General features: G+C 54.7%; 22 protein-coding genes and 1 pseudogene. 15 read left to right on the forward strand and 8 right to left on the reverse strand.

Annotation, left to right across the window (positions count from 1 at the left end):
• Positions 1-6 precede the first annotated feature (6 nt).
• The 7 genes from ACFOWX_RS10195 (at position 7) to ACFOWX_RS10225 (ending at position 5707) form a co-directional block, all read left to right on the forward strand.
• Positions 7-489 carry a UPF0262 family protein gene (locus tag ACFOWX_RS10195; protein ID WP_381423756.1) on the forward strand — a complete coding sequence of 161 codons (483 nt, stop codon included), beginning with the start codon at positions 7-9 and terminating at the stop codon, positions 487-489.
• Positions 490-555: 66 nt separating this feature from the next.
• Positions 556-1242, forward strand: coding sequence for a GH25 family lysozyme (locus ACFOWX_RS10200; RefSeq protein ID WP_381423758.1), 687 nt, complete (start codon positions 556-558; stop codon positions 1240-1242).
• Positions 1239-1664, forward strand: a complete 426-nt coding sequence (locus ACFOWX_RS10205) for a cytidine deaminase (protein WP_381423760.1) — start codon at positions 1239-1241, stop codon at positions 1662-1664. The genes ACFOWX_RS10200 and ACFOWX_RS10205 overlap by 4 nt, the downstream gene beginning before the upstream one ends.
• Before the next feature lie 10 nt (positions 1665-1674).
• On the forward strand, positions 1675-2229 hold the full coding sequence (gene dcd, locus ACFOWX_RS10210; protein ID WP_381423761.1) for a dCTP deaminase: 555 nt from the start codon (positions 1675-1677) through the stop codon (positions 2227-2229).
• Between the two features lie 45 nt (positions 2230-2274).
• Entirely contained in the window at positions 2275-3441 is a 1167-nt protein-coding gene (locus tag ACFOWX_RS10215; protein WP_381423763.1) for a saccharopine dehydrogenase family protein, read from the forward strand.
• 78 nt (positions 3442-3519) lie between these two features.
• The gene (locus tag ACFOWX_RS10220) at positions 3520-4332 is read left to right on the forward strand and encodes a metallophosphoesterase family protein (protein ID WP_381423765.1); all 813 of its coding nucleotides are present in this window, start codon (positions 3520-3522) and stop codon (positions 4330-4332) included.
• Between the two features lie 61 nt (positions 4333-4393).
• Positions 4394-5707, forward strand: coding sequence for a M28 family metallopeptidase (locus ACFOWX_RS10225; RefSeq protein ID WP_381423767.1), 1314 nt, complete (start codon positions 4394-4396; stop codon positions 5705-5707).
• Between the two features lie 109 nt (positions 5708-5816).
• On the opposite strand, the gene ctrA is transcribed toward ACFOWX_RS10225, so the two are convergent.
• Entirely contained in the window at positions 5817-6524 is a 708-nt protein-coding gene (gene ctrA, locus ACFOWX_RS10230) for a response regulator transcription factor CtrA (protein WP_381423769.1), read from the reverse strand.
• Between the two features lie 346 nt (positions 6525-6870).
• Here ctrA and ACFOWX_RS10235 point away from each other — a divergent pair, with 346 nt between their 5' ends.
• The 4 genes from ACFOWX_RS10235 to ACFOWX_RS10250 all read left to right on the forward strand — a co-directional run bounded on the left by ACFOWX_RS10235 (position 6871) and on the right by ACFOWX_RS10250 (position 10077).
• Positions 6871-7593 carry a pirin family protein gene (locus ACFOWX_RS10235; RefSeq protein WP_381423771.1) on the forward strand — a complete coding sequence of 241 codons (723 nt, stop codon included), beginning with the start codon at positions 6871-6873 and terminating at the stop codon, positions 7591-7593.
• Positions 7594-7604: 11 nt separating this feature from the next.
• Positions 7605-8006 (forward strand): alternative ribosome rescue aminoacyl-tRNA hydrolase ArfB, encoded by a 402-nt coding sequence (arfB, locus tag ACFOWX_RS10240; RefSeq protein WP_381425005.1) that lies wholly within the window; start codon positions 7605-7607, stop codon positions 8004-8006.
• A 43-nt stretch (positions 8007-8049) separates the two neighbouring features.
• Positions 8050-8547 (forward strand): GAF domain-containing protein, encoded by a 498-nt coding sequence (locus ACFOWX_RS10245; protein WP_381423773.1) that lies wholly within the window; start codon positions 8050-8052, stop codon positions 8545-8547.
• Between the two features lie 192 nt (positions 8548-8739).
• Complete coding sequence (locus tag ACFOWX_RS10250) at positions 8740-10077, forward strand: RcnB family protein (protein ID WP_381423775.1); 1338 nt, start codon at positions 8740-8742, stop codon at positions 10075-10077.
• Between the two features lie 151 nt (positions 10078-10228).
• Here the strand turns inward: ACFOWX_RS10250 and ACFOWX_RS10255 are convergent, their stop codons facing one another.
• Positions 10229-10762: a hypothetical protein gene (locus ACFOWX_RS10255; protein WP_381423776.1), complete on the reverse strand. Its 534-nt coding sequence runs from the start codon at positions 10760-10762 to the stop codon at positions 10229-10231.
• Positions 10759-11403: a histidine phosphatase family protein gene (locus tag ACFOWX_RS10260; RefSeq protein WP_381423777.1), complete on the reverse strand. Its 645-nt coding sequence runs from the start codon at positions 11401-11403 to the stop codon at positions 10759-10761. The genes ACFOWX_RS10255 and ACFOWX_RS10260 overlap by 4 nt, the downstream gene beginning before the upstream one ends.
• Positions 11404-11575: 172 nt before the next feature.
• Here ACFOWX_RS10260 and dnaN point away from each other — a divergent pair, with 172 nt between their 5' ends.
• Both dnaN and ACFOWX_RS10270 read left to right on the forward strand, forming a co-directional pair.
• On the forward strand, positions 11576-12691 hold the full coding sequence (gene dnaN, locus ACFOWX_RS10265) for a DNA polymerase III subunit beta (protein WP_381423779.1): 1116 nt from the start codon (positions 11576-11578) through the stop codon (positions 12689-12691).
• Complete coding sequence (locus ACFOWX_RS10270) at positions 12688-13479, forward strand: preprotein translocase subunit SecD (RefSeq protein ID WP_381423780.1); 792 nt, start codon at positions 12688-12690, stop codon at positions 13477-13479. Before dnaN ends, ACFOWX_RS10270 begins: the two co-directional genes overlap by 4 nt.
• 62 nt (positions 13480-13541) lie before the next feature.
• On the opposite strand, the gene ACFOWX_RS10275 is transcribed toward ACFOWX_RS10270, so the two are convergent.
• The 5 genes and pseudogenes from ACFOWX_RS10275 to ACFOWX_RS10295 form a co-directional block, all read right to left on the reverse strand.
• Positions 13542-15284, reverse strand: a complete 1743-nt coding sequence (locus tag ACFOWX_RS10275; protein WP_381423782.1) for an N-acyl-D-amino-acid deacylase family protein — start codon at positions 15282-15284, stop codon at positions 13542-13544.
• 241 nt (positions 15285-15525) lie between these two features.
• A complete protein-coding gene (locus ACFOWX_RS10280) occupies positions 15526-16917 on the reverse strand; it encodes a methyltransferase family protein (RefSeq protein WP_381423784.1) in 1392 nt (463 codons plus the stop codon).
• 72 nt (positions 16918-16989) lie between these two features.
• Positions 16990-17661, reverse strand: a complete 672-nt coding sequence (locus tag ACFOWX_RS10285; RefSeq protein ID WP_381423786.1) for an aquaporin — start codon at positions 17659-17661, stop codon at positions 16990-16992.
• Between the two features lie 17 nt (positions 17662-17678).
• Positions 17679-17765: pseudogene (locus ACFOWX_RS10290) on the reverse strand (arsenate reductase ArsC); the annotation flags it as partial.
• A gap of 36 nt (positions 17766-17801) precedes the next feature.
• The gene (locus ACFOWX_RS10295; RefSeq protein WP_381423788.1) at positions 17802-19022 is read right to left on the reverse strand and encodes an argininosuccinate synthase; all 1221 of its coding nucleotides are present in this window, start codon (positions 19020-19022) and stop codon (positions 17802-17804) included.
• Positions 19023-19131: 109 nt separating this feature from the next.
• On the opposite strand from ACFOWX_RS10295, the gene ACFOWX_RS10300 reads away from it, so the two are divergent.
• Both ACFOWX_RS10300 and ACFOWX_RS10305 read left to right on the forward strand, forming a co-directional pair.
• A complete protein-coding gene (locus tag ACFOWX_RS10300; protein WP_381423790.1) occupies positions 19132-21198 on the forward strand; it encodes a S46 family peptidase in 2067 nt (688 codons plus the stop codon).
• Positions 21199-21207: 9 nt separating this feature from the next.
• Entirely contained in the window at positions 21208-21642 is a 435-nt protein-coding gene (locus tag ACFOWX_RS10305) for a DUF1801 domain-containing protein (RefSeq protein ID WP_381423792.1), read from the forward strand.
• The last annotated feature ends 49 nt before the right edge of the window (positions 21643-21691 follow it).

The following is a 21691-nucleotide window of genomic DNA, read 5'->3' on the forward strand; positions in this document are numbered from 1 at the left end:
AAGGATATGGGCGACCCGCGGATCATCAAAGTCGAATTGGACGAGGCCACAATATTGTGGCGCAATGCCGATATTGAGCAGGAACGGCGCGTGGCGATTTTCGATTTGATCGAAGATAATATGTTCAAGCCCCTGCGGCCTGTGGAGGATGGTTATGCCGGACCCTATGCGCTGAACCTAAGCGTTGAGGAAGGCCGGTTGATTCTCGATATCCGGCGCGAGGACGGCACACCCCATGAAATGATAATATTGGGCCTAGGCCGGTTTCGCCGGCCGGTGCGCGACTATTTTGCCATATGCGACAGTTATTATCAGGCGATCCGTAAATCCACCGCAGCCGAAATTGAAACCATCGACATGGCGCGGCGCGGCGTTCATAATCAAGCAGCGGAATTGCTCATGGACCGGCTCGATGGCAAAGTAGAGGTTGACTTTCCCACAGCGAGACGGTTGTTCACGCTGATTTGCGTGCTGCATATCAAAGGCTAAAAGCCAAGAAAACAATAGCGATTCGCGGCACCGAAATATACGTATCAGAGGGGAATATCGCAGGCCATGGCCGGCAAATTTAACATCAATTTCCGCATCATCGCGATCGCGGTTGCATTGCTGCTTAGCCTATTTGTGCTTTGGAGCTATGCGCGCAGCTGGGCTCCATCCCGCGACACCTACGCCGTTCAAGGTATTGTCGTCAGCGCCGAAAATGGTTCGCCCAATTGGTCACAGCTGGGGGCAACTGGTGTCGATTTTGCCTATTTAACCGCAACGGAAGGCGCGGCGGAGCGGGATAAAAGCTTTCAGGCGAATATGAAAGGCGCGGGCGAAGCCGGAATTCGTTTTGGCGCATTACATCATTTCGACATTTGCCGCCTGGCATCGGATCAAGCCAATCTATTCATCACAACCGTGCCGCGTTCGGAAAACGCGCTGCCGCCTGCGGTTCAGCTCGACTTTTCCGACACCTGCACCGGCCGTCCTAACCGGGGCCTGATCCTATCAGAACTCGCAACATTTTTGGGACAAATAGAAGTGCATAGCGGCGTTCCGGCGGTGCTACTGCTCAACCGGGATTTTGAAAAGGAATATCAAATCAGTAAGTCGATAGACCGCAATGTCTGGTTGGAAAGCAACTGGTTCCTGCCGGATTATTCGGCCCGCCCATGGGTGATGTGGACAGCCAATAGTGGCCGGATCATTGACGGCCTCGACGGACCCGTTCGCTGGGCAGTGGTGCACGAATGAGCGAGAATATAACCTTGCTGATCGCGGCGGCACGCGATGCGGCACAAAATGCCTATGCCCCCTATTCCGGCTATCATGTGGGCGCCGCGCTGCGATTATCCGATGGCAGCATCATCACCGGCGCCAATTTCGAAAATGCAAGCTATGGCATGACGCTTTGCGCCGAGACCGTGGCGATTGCGAATGCCAACAGCGCGGGGCGATTGGATCAGATTCGCGATATTGCGATCGTCGGCGGTCCGGCGGGTCAGGTCGGCATTCACAAAGTAACCCCGTGCGGCAGATGCCGTCAAATTATCAAAGAAGTTGCCGATATTACCGCGCATGACATTCCGGTGCATTGCGCCCATGACGGCGGCTGTGATACGCACCTGCTGTCCGAATTATTGCCGCACGCCTTTGGCCCGGCAAACCTGAAATAAGCGAGAATTTATGCCGATATTATCCGACAAATGGATCCGCAACGAAGCCCGCCATGCCGGCATGATTGAACCTTTTGTGGAAGCACAAAAGCGCGAAGGATGTATCAGCTATGGCCTGTCATCCTATGGCTATGACGCACGGGTGTCGGACGAGTTTAAGATATTCACCAATGTGAATAGCAGCGTTGTCGATCCAAAGCGTTTTGACCCCGATAGCTTCATCGATCGGAAAACCGATTGCTGTATCATCCCGCCCAACAGCTTCGCGCTCGCCCGGACGGTGGAATATTTCCGCATACCGCGCGATGTGCTGGTTATCTGTTTGGGTAAATCCACCTATGCCCGCTGCGGCATCATCGTCAATGTCACGCCATTGGAACCCGAATGGGAAGGCCATGTTACGCTGGAATTCAGTAACACCACCCCCCTGCCCGCAAAAATTTATGCGAACGAAGGTGCGTGTCAATTCCTCTTCCTGAAAGGCAATGAGCCTTGCGAAGTGAGCTATGCCGACCGGTCTGGAAAATATATGGGTCAGCAGGGCGTGACTCTCCCCAAACTTTAATCCATAGCTGACACGATAGAGGAATCGGAACGATTGGAGAGAGATATGACGACGACCCCCCGCGAATTTGACATCATCGTATATGGCGCAACCGGCTTTACCGGGCGCTTAGTTGCTGAGTATCTTTGCAGCCGCACAGACGCCCCGAAATGGGCGATGGCCGGACGGAGTCAAGAGAAACTAGAGGCCGTGCGCGACGAAATTGGCGCGCCCGCCGATACGCCGCTGGTTGTTGCCGACGCCAGCGATCCAGCCTCGCTCGACGCGATGACTCAGCGCGCGCGTGTTATTATAACCACCGTTGGCCCGTATCAGCTTTATGGCAACAAGCTGCTGGCCGCCTGCGTGAAAAACGGCACCGACTATACCGACTTATCGGGGGAACCAGCGTGGATGCGTCAGAAAATTGACGAGCATTTGGACGCGGCCAAGGCATCGGGCGCACGCATTGTATTTTCCGCCGGTTTTGATTCTATTCCATTCGACCTTGGCGTGATGATGCTGCAAAAACATTGCACCGAAAAATTTGGCAAGCCTGCCCCCCGGATCAAAGGCCGGATGCGTAAAATGCAGGGCACGTTTTCGGGCGGTACCGCAGCCAGTTTGAAAGCTACAATGACGGCGGCGGCGCAGGATAAAAATATCATCGCCTATCTGGCGAACCCATTCAGTCTTGCGGGCGGATTTGAAGGACCCGCACAACCATCGGGCAATAAACCTTTATTCGATGAAAAGCTGAACAGCTGGTGTGCGCCATTTGTCATGGCACCGATCAACACCAAAAATGTTCACCGTTCGAACGCGTTAATGGGCCACCCTTATGGCACCGATTTTGTCTATGATGAAATGGTGCTGACGGGGCCCGGCGAAAAAGGGGAGGCAGCGGCCAATTATGTCGCCAATACCCCGACCATGGGCACGCCGAATGATCCGAAACCGGGCGAAGGGCCGAGTAAAGAAGAGCGCGAAAATGGTTTTTATGACGCCCTGTTCGTTGCCGAATATCCCGATGGTCAAATGGCGATGTTGTCGGTCAAAGGTGATAAAGACCCTGGTTATGGCTCGACATCCAAAATGATCGCGGAAACCGGAATCGCTTTACTGACCAGCGATACGCCAGGCGGCATTTGGACGCCTGCATCGGCGCTGGGTGAGCCGTTGGTCGATCAATTGCAGCAACGGGCTGGGCTTACCTTCGCCGTCGAAGGATAATTCAAGCTGCCGGGTTGATGGACGAATTTACGCAATGGCCCTTCCCATGTTGAGCGCCAATGCTTAAATGCTCCGCCTATGTTCAAAACTCTGTTCAAACAGAAATCCAAGCCTCGCCCCATTGATGCGGCGCAAATTCCGGTTGGAAGGCGCGTTTATGCGATTGGCGATGTGCATGGCCGAAATGATTTATTGAAGGAATTATTGCGGAAGATTTTGGACGATGACAATGCGCGCGGCCCCGCAGACATGCAGATTATCATGCTCGGCGATTTGGTCGACCGAGGCCCCGACAGCGCCGGAGTAATCGATACTGCGATGGCGTTGAAGGACTGGAAACCCAACACCCGTTTCTTGACCGGCAATCATGAGGAAGTTTTTCTGGACGCAGTGAACAGCGGCGATCCGAAAATTGTCCGCTTCTTTATCCGTATCGGCGGCGAAAGCACGATATTATCCTATCCGATCAGCCGCAAAGACTATCTGAAAATGGATATGAAGGAACTGGCTGAAAAACTTCCTCAGATTATTCCGCAAAGACATGTCGATTTTCTGACGAGTTTTGAAGATCAGATAGTGATTGGGGACTATATATTTGTTCATGCTGGTATCCGTCCCGGCGTCGCAATCGAGGATCAGGAGGCAACGGATTTGCGCTGGATCCGAGGTAGCTTTTTGAACCACAAGGGCGATTTTGAAAAGGTCGTCGTCTATGGCCACACCATCACCAAAGATGTCGATGAGAGCCGGAGCCGGATCGGCATAGATACAGGAGCCTATGACAGCGGAAAATTGACCGCAATCGGGCTGGAAGGCGGTGAGCGTTGGTATCTGCAGACGGGCGAAGCGAAGAAGGGCGGCAAAAAGTCAGCGAAGAAAGAAACCGCCTAAGCCACCAACCCATAGCGGGTTTATCCTTGCATCTGCCGCGCCCATGTTGCAGCCTATGGGCATGAGAAAACTTACCCTATTTGTTAGCGCAGCTGCATTATTTATCACTCCCCCTGCTGGTGCTAAAGCCTCCCCCGACGCCGCTTCCTTGCAAAGCACGGTCGAAAAGCTGGTTAGCTTTGGCACCCGTCACACCTTATCGTCGCCAGATCACCCCACGCGCGGTATTGGCGCGGCGCGGCGGTGGGCGGCCGATGAATTTAAGAGCGTTTCAAAAGGCTGCGGCGGGTGCCTGACGGTCGAAAATATCGAACGCGTTTTTTCGGGCCCGCGCGCGCCCGACGGCGTCAATGTAGTCAATGTTCTGGCTGTGCAAATGGGCAAAAGGGGATGGGACCATGTGATCATCGTCGCAGGCCATATTGACAGCCGCGTGACCGATCCGATGAATTTTACAGATGATGCCCCCGGCGCAAATGACGACGGCAGCGGCACTGCCTTGGTGATGGAGGCCGCGCGGGTGTTGGCAGGGGAAGAGATGGAGGCAACCATCGTGTATGCCCTATTATCCGGAGAGGAACAGGGGCTTTGGGGCGGCACATTGCTGGCCGAAATCGCCAAGAAGCGCGGATGGAAAGTCTCCGCCATGTTGAACAATGACATAGTGGGCAACAGCGTCGGCACCGATGGCCGCGTTGTCGCCGACCGCGTCCGCGTCTTTAGCGAGGGGATCAGGGCCTCGGAAGATATCGACGCGATGATGGCCCGGCGCGGCAGCGGCGGAGAGGATGACGGCCCGTCCCGCGCGTTAATGCGAGCAGCAGAGCGGGCAGCCGAACGGAATGACGATCTGCGGTTGGAGGTGTTTGGCGTACGCCGCCCCGACCGTTTCCGCAGAGGCGGGGATCATCTGCCTGCGCTGGAATTGGGCTTTCCCGCTGTGCGCTTCACCGTTGGCGTGGAAAATTATGTGGGTCAGCATCAGGACCTGCGCAGCGAAGATGGTCTGGAATATGGCGATACCGTCGACAAAATGGATTTCGACTATCTGACGCGGGTAACCGCGCTCAATATTGCGACGATCCGAGAGTTGGGTGCAGCGCCGGCTGCTCCCGACAGCGCATCATTAGGCGGCGCTGTATCATCGGACACCATCGTCAACTGGCAAGCTGTGGAGGGTGCAGCGGGTTACAAAGTCTATTGGCGGCGCAGCGACCAGCGGGATTGGGAGGATAGCCGCATGGTGAGCGCGGATCAGACCAGTCTGAAATTAGAGGGCGTGATTGTCGATGATTATTTCGCTGGCGTTGCAGCGGTCAGCGCATCGGGCGCCGAAAGCATCGTGACCTTCGCAGGTTTGCCGCCCAGAGAATAAAACTACCAGCGTTCAAACCCTTGTCATGCAAGGAAGGTAAGCCCAACAAAAAAGGCGGCGCTCTCCTCGAACGCCGCCCTTTATGTTACTACGGGGTGTATTAACTTGTTTAGGCCACCTGAGGTTGCGGCGCTTCATCGCTGTCCATATCGCGCAGAACATAGCCGCGGCCCCATACGGTTTCGATATAATTTTCACCGCCGCAAGCCAGCGCGAGTTTCTTACGCAACTTGCAGATGAAAACGTCGATAATTTTCAATTCTGGCTCATCCATTCCGCCATATAAATGGTTCAAAAACATCTCTTTGGTGAGCGTCGTACCCTTGCGAAGGCTGAGCAATTCCAGCATCGCATATTCTTTACCCGTCAAATGCACACGCGCACCGTCGACTTCGACAGTTTTGGCATCCAGGTTAACCGAGAGTTTGCCTGTGCGGATCACTGACTGCGAATGGCCCTTTGACCGGCGCACAACGGCGTGGATGCGCGCGACCAATTCTTCACGGTGGAATGGTTTAGTGACATAATCGTCAGCGCCAAAGCCAAAGGAGCGAACTTTGCTGTCCATCTCGCTAATGCCGGACAAGATCAGAACCGGTGTCTGCACTTTGGCGACGCGCAGCTTTTTGAGCACATCATAGCCATGCATATCGGGCAAATTCAGGTCTAGCAAGATGATGTCATAATCATACAGCTTACCCAAATCGAGGCCTTCTTCGCCCAGATCGGTCGTGTAGACATTAAAGCCTTCTGTCGCGAGCATCATTTCGATGGCTTTTGCGGTCGTTGGCTCGTCTTCTATCAATAATACTCGCATCTGGTAAAACCCCTCATGCTATATTTGCGTCCCCCAACCCCATTTCGTCCTAGCCCTGTCGTGTGGGCCAAATCAAAATGGCGTTGGTATTTATTAACCATAAGGGAAATGAACTTAAAAGGTTAATTTCGCGTTAACGTAGCAAAACCGGCGAGTCGCGAATGGCAAAATCGTTAAGAAACGACTCGTTTCTGCGGGTTTGAGCAGATTATGGAACGGTAAAATAAATTTGAAAAAACTTCAATTTCCGGCGGATATGGCCTTGCCACTTGTCAAATCCAATTCCGAAACCCACATTCTCACCGTTCCAGCGGTTATTTTTCCCCGCTGATGTTTGGCAAAATAAATGAGTTCAAATTCTGTAACATCCAAAGCTGCAGCTATTGATGTGCGGCCTTTTGCCTCGCTAGGCAAAGCTAATCATGGTTGGCTTGAGGCCAATCATCATTTCAGTTTCGCGGGATATTATGATCCTGAGCGCATGGGCCATGGCAATATACGCGTATGGAATGACGACGACATCGCTGCTCAATCGGGTTTCCCTCCGCACAGTCATGATAACATGGAAATCATCACTTACGTTCGTGAAGGCGCGATCACGCACCGGGACAGCATGGGAAATGTAGGGCGCACCAAAGCAGGTGATGTGCAGGTGATGAGCGCAGGAACCGGCGTACAACACAGCGAGTTTAACTTGGAAGATGTATCCTGCCGCCTTTTCCAGATATGGATCTTGCCGCGCGAACGAAATGTGCGCCCACATTGGGATCAAAAAGAGTTTCTATCAAAAGACGCCAGTGGTTTTACCGTTCTAGCCAGCGGTTATGACGACGATAAGGCACTCGCTATAAATGCCGATGCACGTGTATTTGGCGCAAAAATGGCTGCAGGTGAGAGCATCCATCATGTTATTAAAGATGACCGCCATGCCTATCTGGTCGTGTCAAAAGGCAGGATTTCAATAGGAAACACCATATTGAGCGAACGCGATGGTGTCGCAATATCTGCTGGGAATTTACAATTAATCGCATTGGATGACGCCGAAGTGGTTATGGTTGATAGCGCTTGATCCGCAATATTATGTCGTTCATCCTGCCTGAAGATACCATCGAAGAAACCTTTCTCGCCTCCACCGGGCCAGGTGGGCAGAATGTGAATAAGGTTGCGACTGCTTGTCAACTGCGGGTGGATATATTTGCGCTGGGCCTTGCGCCTTATGCGTATCGCCGTTTGAAAGTAATAGCGGGCAGCAAAATGACGCTGGGCGGCGAATTGATCGTCACCGCACGTAGCCATCGTAGCCGCGAAGCAAACCGAGAAGAAGCGCGGCGGCGCGTCATCCGCTTAATCGACCAAGCCCACGAACGCCAACCCCCACGCGTCAAGACAAAACCGAGCAAAGCGGCCAAACGCAAGCGGGTCGATACCAAAAAAGGACGCGGCACGGTCAAAAAGAACCGCAGTAAACCAGCGCTTGATTGAACCGCCGCTTGACTGTGCCGGGGCACCGCCTAAACCGTTCACCATGTATAATTTTGATATCGACGCGGCTGCACCCAAATCCGTTTTGTATGCAGAACTTTTGAAGGCCGCCGATGCCTTAACCAGCGGCGAACCAGACGGCGTGGCCAACATGGCCAATATTTCTTCGCTGCTGTGGCAGTTTTTACCCGATCTCAATTGGGCTGGATTTTACCGCATGGGTAGTGATGCAGCAGGCAATGACGAGCTGATACTTGGTCCGTTTCAAGGCAAGGCCGCCTGCATCCGTATCGCATTGGATAAGGGCGTGTGCGGGGCCGCTGCAGCAAGCGGACAGACGCAACTCGTCGATGATGTTCACGCATTTCCGGGGCATATTGCCTGCGACGCGGACAGCCGTTCCGAATTGGTTGTTCCTGTAGTACGCAGCGGACAAGTGGTTGCCGTCATCGACCTCGACAGCCCTGTTCCCGCGCGCTTTGACGCGGATGATGCGGTGGGTATCGAAGCGTTAGCCGCGCTTTTATCAAGCCGAATTTAGACTGAAACCTGTTTCGGCACCGGTTCAGCTGGAGAAAAAACGGCAAACTGCCTCATTTTGAGACAAGAGCGGCAAATGCAGGTCATTTTGCGATCAGCGAATTGGATTCTCTTACAGAAAAATGTTAATGCTTTTTTAACCACTTGCGCCGGGCCCGGCTGCGAGCGGCAGATGATTAGGGAGCCGTTAACCATGAAGAAGCTTATTTTTGCAGGCGTTGCGACAAGCGCCATGATGCTGGTCATTGCACCAGCCAACGCCGCCGACTCGTTTTCGGCATCACCCAAAACCAAATCAGCGGCGTCGGTTGACCTAGCCGCAAATGGCAAGAATCGCGGCGGGCATGGCGTCCGTATGGGCCATGGCGTTCGCGGTGGCCATGGCGTCCGCATGGGGCACAATCCAGTCTATGGCCGCTGGCATGGCGGGATGCGAGCGCCGGGCGGATATGCGGCTTACCGCGCGCCATTTCGCGGCTTCATCCTGCCGAGCTATTGGATAAACCCGGGATTTTCCGTGCAAAATTATGCCATTTACGGCCTTCGCGCTCCATCGAACGGATATTATTGGTCGCGTTATTATGACGATGCCGTGCTGATGAATAGTCGCGGCTATGTATATGATAGCGTCCCCAATGTGAACTGGGCACCGCAGCAAGGATATTACGCGCCCCAAAATGGTTATCAACAAGCCGATTATGGCCCCGCTATCGAAGCCGATGATGGCGTCTATAGTTGGGGTGAAGATGCCAATGACCCGCGCGCCGGCGGCACAACCGATGCCGGCACTTATGAAGGTGAATGGACAGGCCGCTATATTGATGAGGAACAGCGCACTTATCGGGGTCAATGGGACGGCACCTACACCGATGACGAAGGTCAGGTTTATGAAGGCACCTATCGCGGGACCGCCGTTGGCGATCCTGTATACCGCACCGGCGGCGCACCGGTGCCTTCCGCAGGCGCACCTTACCCCGCACCGCAGGCTTATCCTGCCCCTGTCAACCGGGGCTATCCCGATGATGGTTATTCGGTTCCAGGTGGCTATGAACGCTATGAACAATGCCTAAAAAGCCGAGGCCTAACTGGTGGCGCGATTGGCGCAATATTGGGTGGTATCGCCGGAAACCGCATTGCAGGACGCGGTGACCGTCTCGCCGGGACGCTGATCGGCGGCGGTATCGGCGCTATTGCTGGCGCTGGCATTGAAAAAGCCACCAATAAATGCAAAAAATATCTGCCGCAGCAACAGGCGCGTCCGCAATATTACCCTGCGCCGCCCGCTTATTATCCGCAGCAAACCTACCCGCAAGGCTATCCTCAGCAACCCTACGCCTATGGATGGCAGGGCTATTATTATCCGCAGCAACCGGCAAGCGTGACGACAATTACCGTCACCCCCGGTACGGCGACCACAACCACAACGACGACCGAGGAAGTGGTATATGAAGATGTGTATACCGCGCCCGTGCGCCGGAAGGGTAAAGGGCTACGCCGGCCCGCACCTGCACGGAAAAAATGCCACTGCTGAACCGGCAGCGCCGCTGATAGGCAACTGATAGATTAAGGATTAGCCCTGCCGATCATTGGCGGGGCTTTTTCGTTGAGCCAAGCCCTGCCGCGTCAGATGGATCAGAGCAACGGCAGGAGTATAATTCCGCTCGCCGCGTGCCTGTCCCTCGCTACCCAGCGCAACCCAGTGCGGCGGCGTCGATTGCACTCGGTGCCCCGCGCAAGTTATAGGCATCGACAATGGACCGGCCATCGCGGCCAATACTCTCCACGCTCAGCGAAGCGGACGAACGGATGGCAGCAATAATGGCCAAATCCATGCGCCGGTCGGTTGCCCATCCGCCCGTCTGTGTCCCCTGCAACCGAAACCGGCGTCCGCCGGCGGTCAAGGTCACGGCGCTATTGGCCGAACGGTCACGTGACAAGCTGACGTAAAGCTGATGCGTGACGCCCCGTTTGGGCCAAAATCCGATCGATAAATAGCCGGGACGCGTCGAACCGCTAATCCGTTCTTCGGGGGAGGCAATGGCATAGCAACGCGGGGTCTCCGCGTCCTTAAATGCCGCCCAGCCATTATATATCCCCAGCCGGTCCCGCGCAGCAGCAGGCGCCGCCATCACTGCCGCAGCGATCGTCAGGGTAATAAGCAATGGCCATTGCTTTGCCCCTTGCTGCCTTGGCCCACCCTGCTGCACCCTGTTCATGCTTTTTCCCCGCTGCCATCGCCGCTTATGACGATTTCTTCGCGGCCATCGCATATCATAACCATTGTTCCTTGCGACAAGCTGCGCGCGATGGGCGCTCCAAAGCCTGTCAGTATGGGCAATCCCAGCAATAAAGCACGCAGCACCCGCGCCGTCATGCCGTGGCTGATAATCAGCATATCCTGGCGAAAACTCTGATCGCTGATCCAATCACGCAGCCGCGCTTCAACCGCTGGATAGTCTTCTCCGCCCGGCGCGACCTGCTTAAACAGCTTATGCTCCATGTCGATCAATTCGCTAATGTCTGGAAATAGGTCGGCATAATAATGCCCCTCCCATTCACCGACATCAATCTCACGAAGCCGGGGATCAATGCTATGGCTGTGCCAATCGGCGTGGATGCCTGCGGCAACCAGCGCCAATGTCTGCAACGTCCGTCCGCTGGGTGATGATATCAGCTGCAGCTGATCAGGATCAGCGATGTGACTGCGCAGCGCCTCGCCCATTTTCGCCGCTTGCTCGCAGCCCTGCCAAGTGAGCGGCGTGTGCGCGTTCATGCCCTGCATCCGCCCCGCCAGATTATAGACCGTCTCCCCATGCCGCGCGATGAAAAGCCGTTTGCCATTTGTCGAAATCGTCATATTTGGCGCTTATTCCACAGGATATTGCCGCTTGCAAAGCCTATCGGCTTGCCCTTGTCCAGTTTATCGGTAAGGAAGAGTGGACCTTTTCCGCCAAAAGGGCGCGAAATAAATCATCAGGCCGAATATCAATCGGCCTTGCAAATATGACCTTGTGGGGAAGAATATACATATGAGAGCCACGATCGAACGCGCGACTTTGCTGAAAAGCCTGAGCCATGTTCAGTCTGTTGTCGAACGGCGCAATACCATTCCAATCCTGTCTAACGTCTTGATTGAGGCGAGCGAAAATGGCCAGATTAAGCTGACCGCTACGGATTTGGATCTGCAAATTGTTGAAACTTTTGCCGCCGACGTTGAAACCGCTGGCGCGACAACGGTTTCCGCTCACACATTATTCGAAATTGTCCGCAAATTGCCCGAAGGCAGTCAGGTGCAGCTGCACGCCGCCGACAGCCGCATGGCGGTGAATGCAGGGCGCGCCCGTTTCAGCCTGTCCACGCTGCCCCGCGACGATTTCCCAATCATTGCCGAAGGCGATCTGCCGACGTCGTTCGAACTGCCTGCTGCTTCGCTGATCCAGATTATCGATAAAACCCGGTTCGCGATTTCCACCGAAGAAACGCGCTATTATCTGAACGGCATTTTCCTGCATGTCGCCGAAGATGATGCCCCCGTGCTGAAGGCTGCGGCAACCGACGGCCATAGGCTGGCCCGTGTGACGCTGCCCCGCCCCGATGGTGCGGACGGCATGCCCGATGTCATCATCCCGCGCAAATGTATTGGCGAAATCCGCAAGCTGCTCGATGAGGCTGGTGAGGCCAATATTCAGGTTGATTTGTCGGCCAGCAAGATACGCTTTACCTTCGACAATGCGATCCTGACCAGCAAGCTGATTGATGGGACCTTCCCCGATTACAGCCGCGTCATTCCCACCGGCAACGACAAGCTGCTGAGAATTGATCCTAAGGCATTTTCTCAAGGGGTGGACCGTGTTGCAACCATCGCCACCGAAAAAACCCGTGCGGTCAAAATGGCACTCGACAATGACAAAATCACCTTGTCCGTGACCAGCCCTGAAAATGGTACCGCCACCGAAGAAGTGCCGGGCGAATATAAGAATGACAGCTTTGAAATTGGCTTTAACGCTCGTTATTTGATGGAAATATTGGGAGAGGTCGAAGGCGATTTGGTCGAGCTTCACCTCGCCGATGGCAGCGCACCGACATTGATCCGCGAAAATGACAAATCGTCTGCGCTCTATGTGCTGATGCCTATGCGGGTGTGATCCGGTCATATGGCGGCCGCGAAATGATGGCGTTGATGCGGCAGTTTGCATTTCTGCTGCTACTTGCGTTATTTTCTATAACGCCCTCCGGTCCGCTGGCCGCGCAAACGGCATCCAGTCAGATATTTACGGTGCAAGCCGACCGGCAACAGCTTCCCCAATCGGCGGAGGCCGCCAATATTGTCATGGCTAAAAGCGCGCAAATATTGCAAATCAGGCTAACCAAAATGGGTGGCCGCACGGTTTCCGTGCAGCGATTGGGTGCAGACCAATTATCTGTCACCTTGTCGGCCAAGGACCCGGAAAAGCTATTAACCGCCGCTTTGCAGGGCCGCGGGGCTTTGTCGTTTCATCTGGTCAATGAACAGCTCTCTGCTGAAGATATAGAAGCAGGCAAAGCACCGACCGGCAGTATCCTATTGCCCATGGCCGACGGCTATTCAAAATTGGCGATCCGCCAAGCAGGCGCATTGTCTGGTAAATATATTGTGCGGGCCCAGCGGACCTTTACCCAAGGCGATAATATGCCCGCCGTCGACATTCTGCTTGATGATGAAGGACGCCAGAAATTTGGCAAAATGACGCACGCCAATGTCGGTAAATTAATCGCGGTGGTCCTCGATGGTAAAATCTTAACAGCTCCGCGCATCAACGAACCGATTTTGGGCGGGATGCTACAAATATCCGGTCGTCTTTCACTCCGCGAAGCCGATGAACTCGCCGCAAAGTTGGCGTCGGGCTCATTGCCCGTCGATTTTTCTATTGTCGCAAAGCGCAACGATCAGTGACCATCCATCGGCCACATGCCGCCTGAGCCATTAAATGGCGGAGCCGCGCCAATTCGCTGTCACTATTCCGCCGCCTCCAGCATCTCGACATTTTGCGGACCGCGGATCAGCGTGCCGGGCGTTTCGCCGGTCATGACGCCGTTTTTAAATGTCACCTTGCCGGATTTGATTGTCGCGACATAGCCTTGCGCCTTTTGCAGAAGGCGCTTGCCGCCTGCCGGCAAATCGAATGCCAGCCAAGGTTTTTCCAGCTTAATCCGGTCCATATCAATAATGTTGATATCGGCCAAATAACCTGGTTTCAGCACACCCCGGTCATTCAGACCATATAGCCGTGCGGTATCCATGCATTGGCGCTTCACCGCATGCTCCAGACTAAGCGTGCCGCGCTTGCGGTTTTTAACCCAATGTTCGAGCATAAAGGTCGGGCTTGCCGCATCGCAGATAGTGCCGCAATGCGCGCCGCCATCCGACAGGCTGTTCACTGTATCATCCGCCTGTTGCAGCTCTTCCAAAAAGTCAAGATTGCCATCAATATAATTCAGGATCGGCAGGTATATCATGCCCTTGCCTTCCCCCTGCATCATCAGGTCATAGGCATATTCGGGCGGAATGACCCCCGCCGCATTGGCACGCGCGTTAATGCTTTCTTCGGCCGTCGGTTCATAGTTAAACCCGTCATCCATCTGATATTGCATCGCCCATCCGTTGGTGACGATAAACTGGATCGGTGCCATATCGACATTTTCCGCTGGCAGGCTTTGTTCCTCAATCAATTGCTTTTTGAACGCCGGATCACGCAGGCGCGCATATTTTTGGGCCCAGTCAAGCTCCGCCATCGCTTCCCAGCTCGGCTTGCGAATGAAGGGATGGACGGTTCCCTGCCAACACATGATGATACCATTTCCGCGCAGCGCAATTTGCGCGACAATAATGGCGCCATTGTCATTTTGCGCTCGCATTTCACGAATCTGTTCATCCAGCGGCAGATCCTTTGCAATGGATTGTAATGCGGCGAAAGTTACCGGTAGGCCAGTTTCCCGGCTTAACGCGCCCATCCAGCCAAATTCATCCCATTCGCGGTTCAGATCGCTTGCCATTTCAAACACACCATGGCCGGCGCGGCCCATGGCGCGGCCGATTTCGATCAGCTCCTCCTTCGTTGCGGTCGTGCCTGGCACCAATTCGCCGTCAACGCTGCGATGCAATATTGTGCGGCTAGTTGAAAAGCCAAGCGCGCCAGCACGCACGCCCTCCTCCACAATTTTGCCCATCTGCTGAATGTCCGCTTCGGTTGGCACTGCGCCGGGTTGCTCGCGCTCACCCAGCACATAGGCGCGCACGGCGCCATGGGGGACATGGGTCGCCACATCGACGGTGCGGGGCATCGCTTCGAGCGCATCAAGATATTCCGGAAATGTTTCCCAATTCCATTTCATCCCTTCGGCCAGCGCGGTTCCGGGAATATCCTCAACCCCTTCCATCAATCCGATCAACCATTCATGCTTTTCAGGTTTGGCGGGCGCAAATCCGACACCGCAATTGCCCATCACGACCGTCGTCACGCCGTGCCAGCTTGACGGTGCCATTTCCGCATCCCATGTCGCCTGCCCATCATAATGGGTGTGGATATCAACAAAGCCCGGAGTGACCGTCAGGCCCGATGCGTCAATCTCTTCCCTGCCCTGCGCCTCAACATGGCCGACCGCGCTGATCAAGCCGCCGTCAATGGCTATGTCCGCCGTAAAGGACGTTGCGCCCGTCCCGTCCACGATCCTGCCGCCGCGAATGACCATATCATGCATTGCTATCCTCCTCGTCTCTCTCCTCTCTCGATAGCATATTTAATCGTATGGTTAAAGTGCGGCAGATTGGGTGTTATGCCCAAAATATCAGGGTGCCAAAAAAAGCCGGTTAACATCGCTATATTCCCTCAAAAGCCCTCTCCCTGTCGCCCATGTTGAACCATGGGGCTGAGGCGGCCTGCGAGGTTGCATCCTACGTTGAAATGACAGGTTTCGGCGCAATGGCCGCGAATATTTTGATTTATTCCGCAGGCTGCACAGAATGATCCTGCGCCTTCGCCCTATTCCCATATAGACGGTTGCCGGCAAAGCCCTTTAGCCATTGAAAAAAGCGCGGGATGGCGGCGTTGCGGTCCATCCATTCGGCATATTCCTTATATATGGGATCGGCCAGCAAATGCCGCTCCTCGGTCCGCGCGCGCCAATAATAGATCCCGCTGACCGCCAGCATGATTGCGCTATTGCGCACCATATCGCTCATCGAACCACTGGTGACGAGGAAGGGCATGGTGGCAAGCCACCAATAGATATTTTTCGACAGATAGGCCGGATGCTTGGTCCACGCATAGGGACCGTGGGTCAATATGCCTCGGTGTGTCAGGTTCGAAAAACGCAGGCCAAACGCCACCGTCGCCCAAGCATAGATCGCGGTGAGGGCGACCAGAATACCGCCCCATATCCACAACAAAATGGGATAATCGGATAACCAAAAAGCCCAGTCGCTGGTGGCGACATGATAATCGAGCGGGCCGCCGCTGGTCATCAGGATGAAGGGCGGATAACAAATCAGCGCAGCGACCCAGCCAGCCATATAGGGATTGGCAGTGCGGATATGCGCATCAAGCGGCTTCATCGTCAGCAAATAGCCGACCGTCGCAAATTGCACATCCACAAGGAACATCGCCGTGATAAGCGCAGTCGCCAGCCATACAGGATTTTGGATGACCTTTGCCGGGTCCAGATTGACGATTTCCTGAAACCCACCAGGAACGATGGAAATCATGAAAGCGAGGAAAAATCCTTTCACGGCCCAAGCACGCAAATGATGGAAAATATCCTCCGCATTCCAGCCATCTTGGCCCGCAATCCACGCGCCCAGATGCCAGGCACCCTCGCGCGGGTTCACCAAATAGCGGTCGATCCAGATAACATAGGGGACGGACAATATGACCAGCGGGATGACCGCGGCTTCAAACATATCCATCGAAAAAGGGAAGTTGGCATATTGCGTCGACCACCAAAAGCGGAACAACATATATACCGCCGCAATCATCCCCCATGTGAACCACAGTCCAGCCAGCTTCACGATTGAATCGTCGAGCACCTGCGCCACTGGCCGCGCCAATGACCAATCAAGGCCGGTTGACGCACGGCGATGCACCTTGTCCACCGACAGCGACCATAACGCCATGGGCAGCCCGGTAAATACCACCGCGATCAGCGCAGAATATGGCCCATCGGCCCGTTCGGGGAAGCCCGGAAAACCCAGCATTGCGGCCAAACTGCCAAAATTACGGGCAATCATGACCCAAAGGATCAAGCCCGCAATACCGCATAGTCCGACGCGGTGCGACACCGCCGAAACAGGGCGCGGGTCGGCGCTTTGCCGCAGGCTTTGAGGCGCAATTTCCATATGCTGCCATTAGCGCAAAATGGTTAAGGAATGGCTAGGCTTCGCAGCTCCAGCCACGGCATTGTATCCGTCTTAATCGGTTTTTTCCGCAAATAACCAGCGCGCCAGCATCCAAGCCAATAGGGCGCCCGAAAATTGCGTGATCATAAAGGCTGCTACATTCGCTGGCGCAATCCCGGCGAAGCTGTTGGACAATGCCCGGGCCAGCGTAATTGCCGGATTGGCGAAACTGGTCGAGCTCGTAAACCAATAGCCTGCGGTAATATATAGCGCCACGGCAGGTGCAACCCAATCGGGCCGTTGGCGCAAACTGCCCAAAATGGTCAATATCAAACCGAATGTTGCAATACCTTCGCTCAGCCATTGCCCTTGCCCCGAACGGATTTTTTCCGACAATTGCCACAAAGGCTGGTCGAACATGAAATGCGCGGCAAGCACTCCGGCTATCCCGCCTGCAAGCTGCGCCATCAGGAAAAACAGCGCGCCACTCGCAGGCACGTCTTTTCGCAGCCACATGACCAGCGTGACAGCCGGGTTGAAATGCGCGCCGGATATCGGTCCGAATATTGTTATCAGGACAAATAATATCGCTCCGGTTGCAAGGGTATTGCCAAGCAGGGCCACTGCAACATTACCGCCCGACAAACTCTCCGCCATGATGCCCGAACCAACGACGACCGCGAATAGGAAAAAAGAACCAATAGCCTCAGCAGCGACCGGCCGGTGCAGCGATGTAGCGGTCACCGAAATGCTCCGGTCGTTGCCCCATGATGGTTCAGCAACGCTTCGCCCAATATCGAGCGAGCCGAATTGCCGGTGCATAAAACGAGGATGTTGGGCATCTTCATTTCGATCTGTTCCGCCGCCTAACTTAGGGTCAGGAACTAGCTTCTGCCCTGCCGGTTTAGCAGGCGCAGGCGCAGGGCATTGAGTTTGATGAAGCCCGCTGCATCCTTCTGATCATAGGCACCGGCGTCATCTTCGAACGTGACGATCTTTTCGCTATACAGGCTGTGCGGCGATTTGCGGCCAACCACATCGGCGCGCCCTTTATATAGTTTCAACCGGACGGTTCCCGTCACCATTTGCTGGCTATGGTCGATCGCCGCCTGCAACATTTCGCGTTCAGGGGCAAACCAGAAACCGTTATAGATCAGCTCCGCATATTTGGGCATCAGCTCATCTTTCAAATGCGCCGCTCCTCGGTCGAGCGTGATTTGCTCTATACCCCGGTGCGCCTGCGCATAAATTTCGCCGCCCGGCGTTTCATACATGCCCCGGCTTTTCATTCCCACAAACCGGTTTTCGACCAGATCAAGACGGCCAATGCCATGTTTGCGGCCATATTCATTCAGCGCCGTGAGCAAGGTTGCGGGCGACATGGCCGTGCCATTGATCGCAACACCGTCACCACGTTCAAAATCAATCTCAATATATTCGGGCGTGTCGGGCGCATTTTCGGGATTAACCGTGCGGCTATATACATAATCCGGCGTTTCTTCCCACGGGTCCTCAAGCACTTTTCCTTCGGATGACGTGTGGAGCAAATTGGCATCGGTCGAAAATGGGCTTTCGCCGCGCTTATCCTTGGGCACTTGTATTTGATGCTTTTCGGCAAATTCGATCAGGGCGGTGCGGCTGGTTAAGTCCCATTCGCGCCATGGAGCGATGACCTTAATATCGGGGTTCAGCGCATAGGCCGATAGTTCGAACCGCACCTGATCATTGCCCTTACCCGTTGCGCCATGGGCAACCGCATCGGCCCCTGTTTCCTGTGCAATTTCAATCAAGCGCTTTGATATTAACGGCCGCGCGATTGATGTGCCCAGCAGATAGTCACCTTCATACCGCGCATTGGCGCGCATCATGGGAAAGACAAAATCGCGGACAAATTCTTCGCGCAGATCGTCGATGAAAATATGCTCGTCGGGTATGCCCATCAGTTTCGCCTTGGCCCGGGCCGGCTCCAATTCCTCTCCCTGCCCCAGATCAGCGGTGAAGGTTACCACTTCGCAGCCATATTCGACCTGCAACCATTTCAAAATGACGCTGGTATCCAATCCGCCCGAATAGGCGAGGACAACTTTTTTGATCGAATCTTTCATCAGCGGCTCTTCCTGTAATAGCATGTTTCGCCGCCGCCTATCAGGCTGGACACAGGCGTGCAAGACGATAAGGTCTGGTAAATTTCACACAAGCAAGGTTGATTCAAACATGCCAAAAATCCGTCCGCTATTTTTCACCCTGTCCGCTGCGACCATTGCTGCGGCCGCTGCCTTCGCTCCTGCCGCATCGGCGGAGGAGGGTATGTGGACATTTGATGGTTTTCCCACTGCGAAAGTGAAGGCAGAGCATGGCTGGGCCCCGGACCAAAAATGGCTGGACCGCACCCGCGCAGCCGCTGTCCGGCTTGCCGGTGGTTGCTCGGCTAGCTTCGTCTCCCCCGACGGTTTAATCCTAACCAATCATCATTGCGTCATCGGATGCCTGCAGGATTTGAGCAGCGCCGATAGCGATTTCGTTCAAAACGGGTTTAACGCAGGCGACCGCTTGCGCGAAAAGCAATGCCCCGGGCAACAGGCAGAGGTCGTGACATCGATCAGCGACGTTACCATGGACATTAAAAAGGCAATGGGCGATGCCAAAGGGGAAGCTTTGGTCAAGGCCCGCGATGCCCGCATTTCGGAAATAGAAGCAAGCGAGTGCCCCGACCGCGATAAAACGCGGTGTCAGGTGGTCACTCTGTTCGGCGGCGGCCAGTATAAGCTATATCAATATCGCAAATATTCCGACGTCCGCATCGCATGGGCACCCGAATTTAACGCAGCCTTTTTTGGCGGTGACCCGGATAATTTCAACTTCCCCCGTTATGCCATGGATGGCGCGTTTTTGCGCGCTTATGAAGGCGGTAAGCCTGCCAGCACGCCGGTACATTTGAAATGGAACCCGCGTGCGCCGGTTGATGGCGAAATGACCTTCGTCGTGGGCAATCCTGGCTCAACACAGCGGGGCATGACTGCCGCACAGCGCGCATTTCAGCGCGAAGTAGCATTGCCCGATAGGTTGATCCAATTGTCCGAATTTCGCGGCCGGTTGATCGAGGCCATGGGCACCGACCCCGCGCGCCTTCGCGAAGGCAAGGACACATTGTTCGGATATGAAAATAGCTTCAAGGCGCTTTATGGCCGGATGCAGGCGCTGAATAATGCATCCTTTGCGGCCAAATTAGACGCGAGCGAGGCGGACTTAAAAGCCAAAAGCGCAGGCAAGATCGACGGTGATCCGTGGGCCGATATTGAACAGGCGGTCAATGCCTATCGCGATTTTGCCAAAGTCGAAGGGCAGATTGACAGCAGCGGCGGATCGGCGCTTTACGGATATGCCCGCACATTGGTGCGCGCGGCCGCAGAACGCGAAAAGCCGAACAACGAACGCCTGCCGCAATATACCGAATCGCGCCTCCCGCTCACGGAAAAACGGGTGCTCGATCCTGTGCCAACCTATGCGTGGTTAGAAGAAATGAGCCTGCGTTTCTGGCTATCCAAAACCCGTGAGAAATTGACCACAGACCATCCCGACGTGCAGGCTTTATTGGGCAAGGAATCACCCGAAGGCATGGCACAGCGTTTGGTGTCTGGCACGAAGCTGGCCGATCCAGCGGTGCGCAAAGCCTTATGGGATGGCGGGATGGAGGCGATTAAGGCATCCGATGATCCGCTGATCCAATTGGCATTGTCGCAAGATGCCCGTTCGCGCGCTTTACGCAAACAATTTGAAGAGGTATACGAAGCGCCCGTTACGGCGGCACAGGCAAAGCTCGCCGACGCCCGCTTTGCCGCTTATGGCGATGCCAATTATCCCGATGCGACCTTCACCTTGCGGATAAGCTATGGCACAGTTAAAGGCTGGCGCGAAAATGGCATTGATATTCCCACACGCACGGTGATGGGCGGCACATATGACCGTGCGACCGGCGCCGAACCTTATGTTTTGGCCAAGGCTTTTGCCGAAAATGAGGCTAAGATAAATAAAAATGCGACCTATGATTTTGTGTCCACCAATGACATTATTGGCGGCAATTCAGGTTCGCCCGTGCTCGACAAGGAAGGCACAGTGATCGGTGCAGCATTTGACGGCAACATTCATTCTCTGGGCGGTAATTATGGCTATGACGGCGAACTGAACCGCACCGTGTCCGTATCCACTGAAGCCATTCAGCAGGGATTGGAAGTCCTCTATCCGGCTCCCGCATTGGTCCAAGAGCTAAAGGGTAAAAAATAAAGGTGATTTATGCCGCAAAAGCCGAATAAGACGACCGAAAATCAAGGCGATGTGGGTCATTTTATCGCCAGCGTGGCCGATGCAGGCCGGCGCGAGGATGCGCTGGTCCTGCTGGACTTATTTGAAGTGGTAACCGGCTTTCCGCCCCGCATGTGGGGACCGAGCATCATCGGCTTTGGCAGCTATCATTATCAATATGATAGCGGCCGCGAAGGGGACTTTATGCGCTGCGGATTCAGCCCGCGTAAGGCGAATATGGTCGTGTATCTTACCGGCGGATATGAAAATCCCGAAACAGCGGCAAAGATCGACGCATTGCGAACGAAACTGGGCAAGCATAAGCTCGGCAAGAGCTGCCTCTATTTCGGCCGCCTATCTGGAATAGATCTGGACATATTGAAACAAATGATCCGAGTTGACATGGCGTCACGTCCTCTCACTTAGGGTCCAGCCTCGATAGAAACAGCTTTACCGCGTAACCTTTTGCCGCACG

Origin of the sequence: Sphingorhabdus arenilitoris (assembly GCF_042651485.1) — a bacterium.
In the GTDB taxonomy this organism is placed as follows: Bacteria; Pseudomonadota; Alphaproteobacteria; order Sphingomonadales; family Sphingomonadaceae; genus Sphingorhabdus_B; species Sphingorhabdus_B arenilitoris.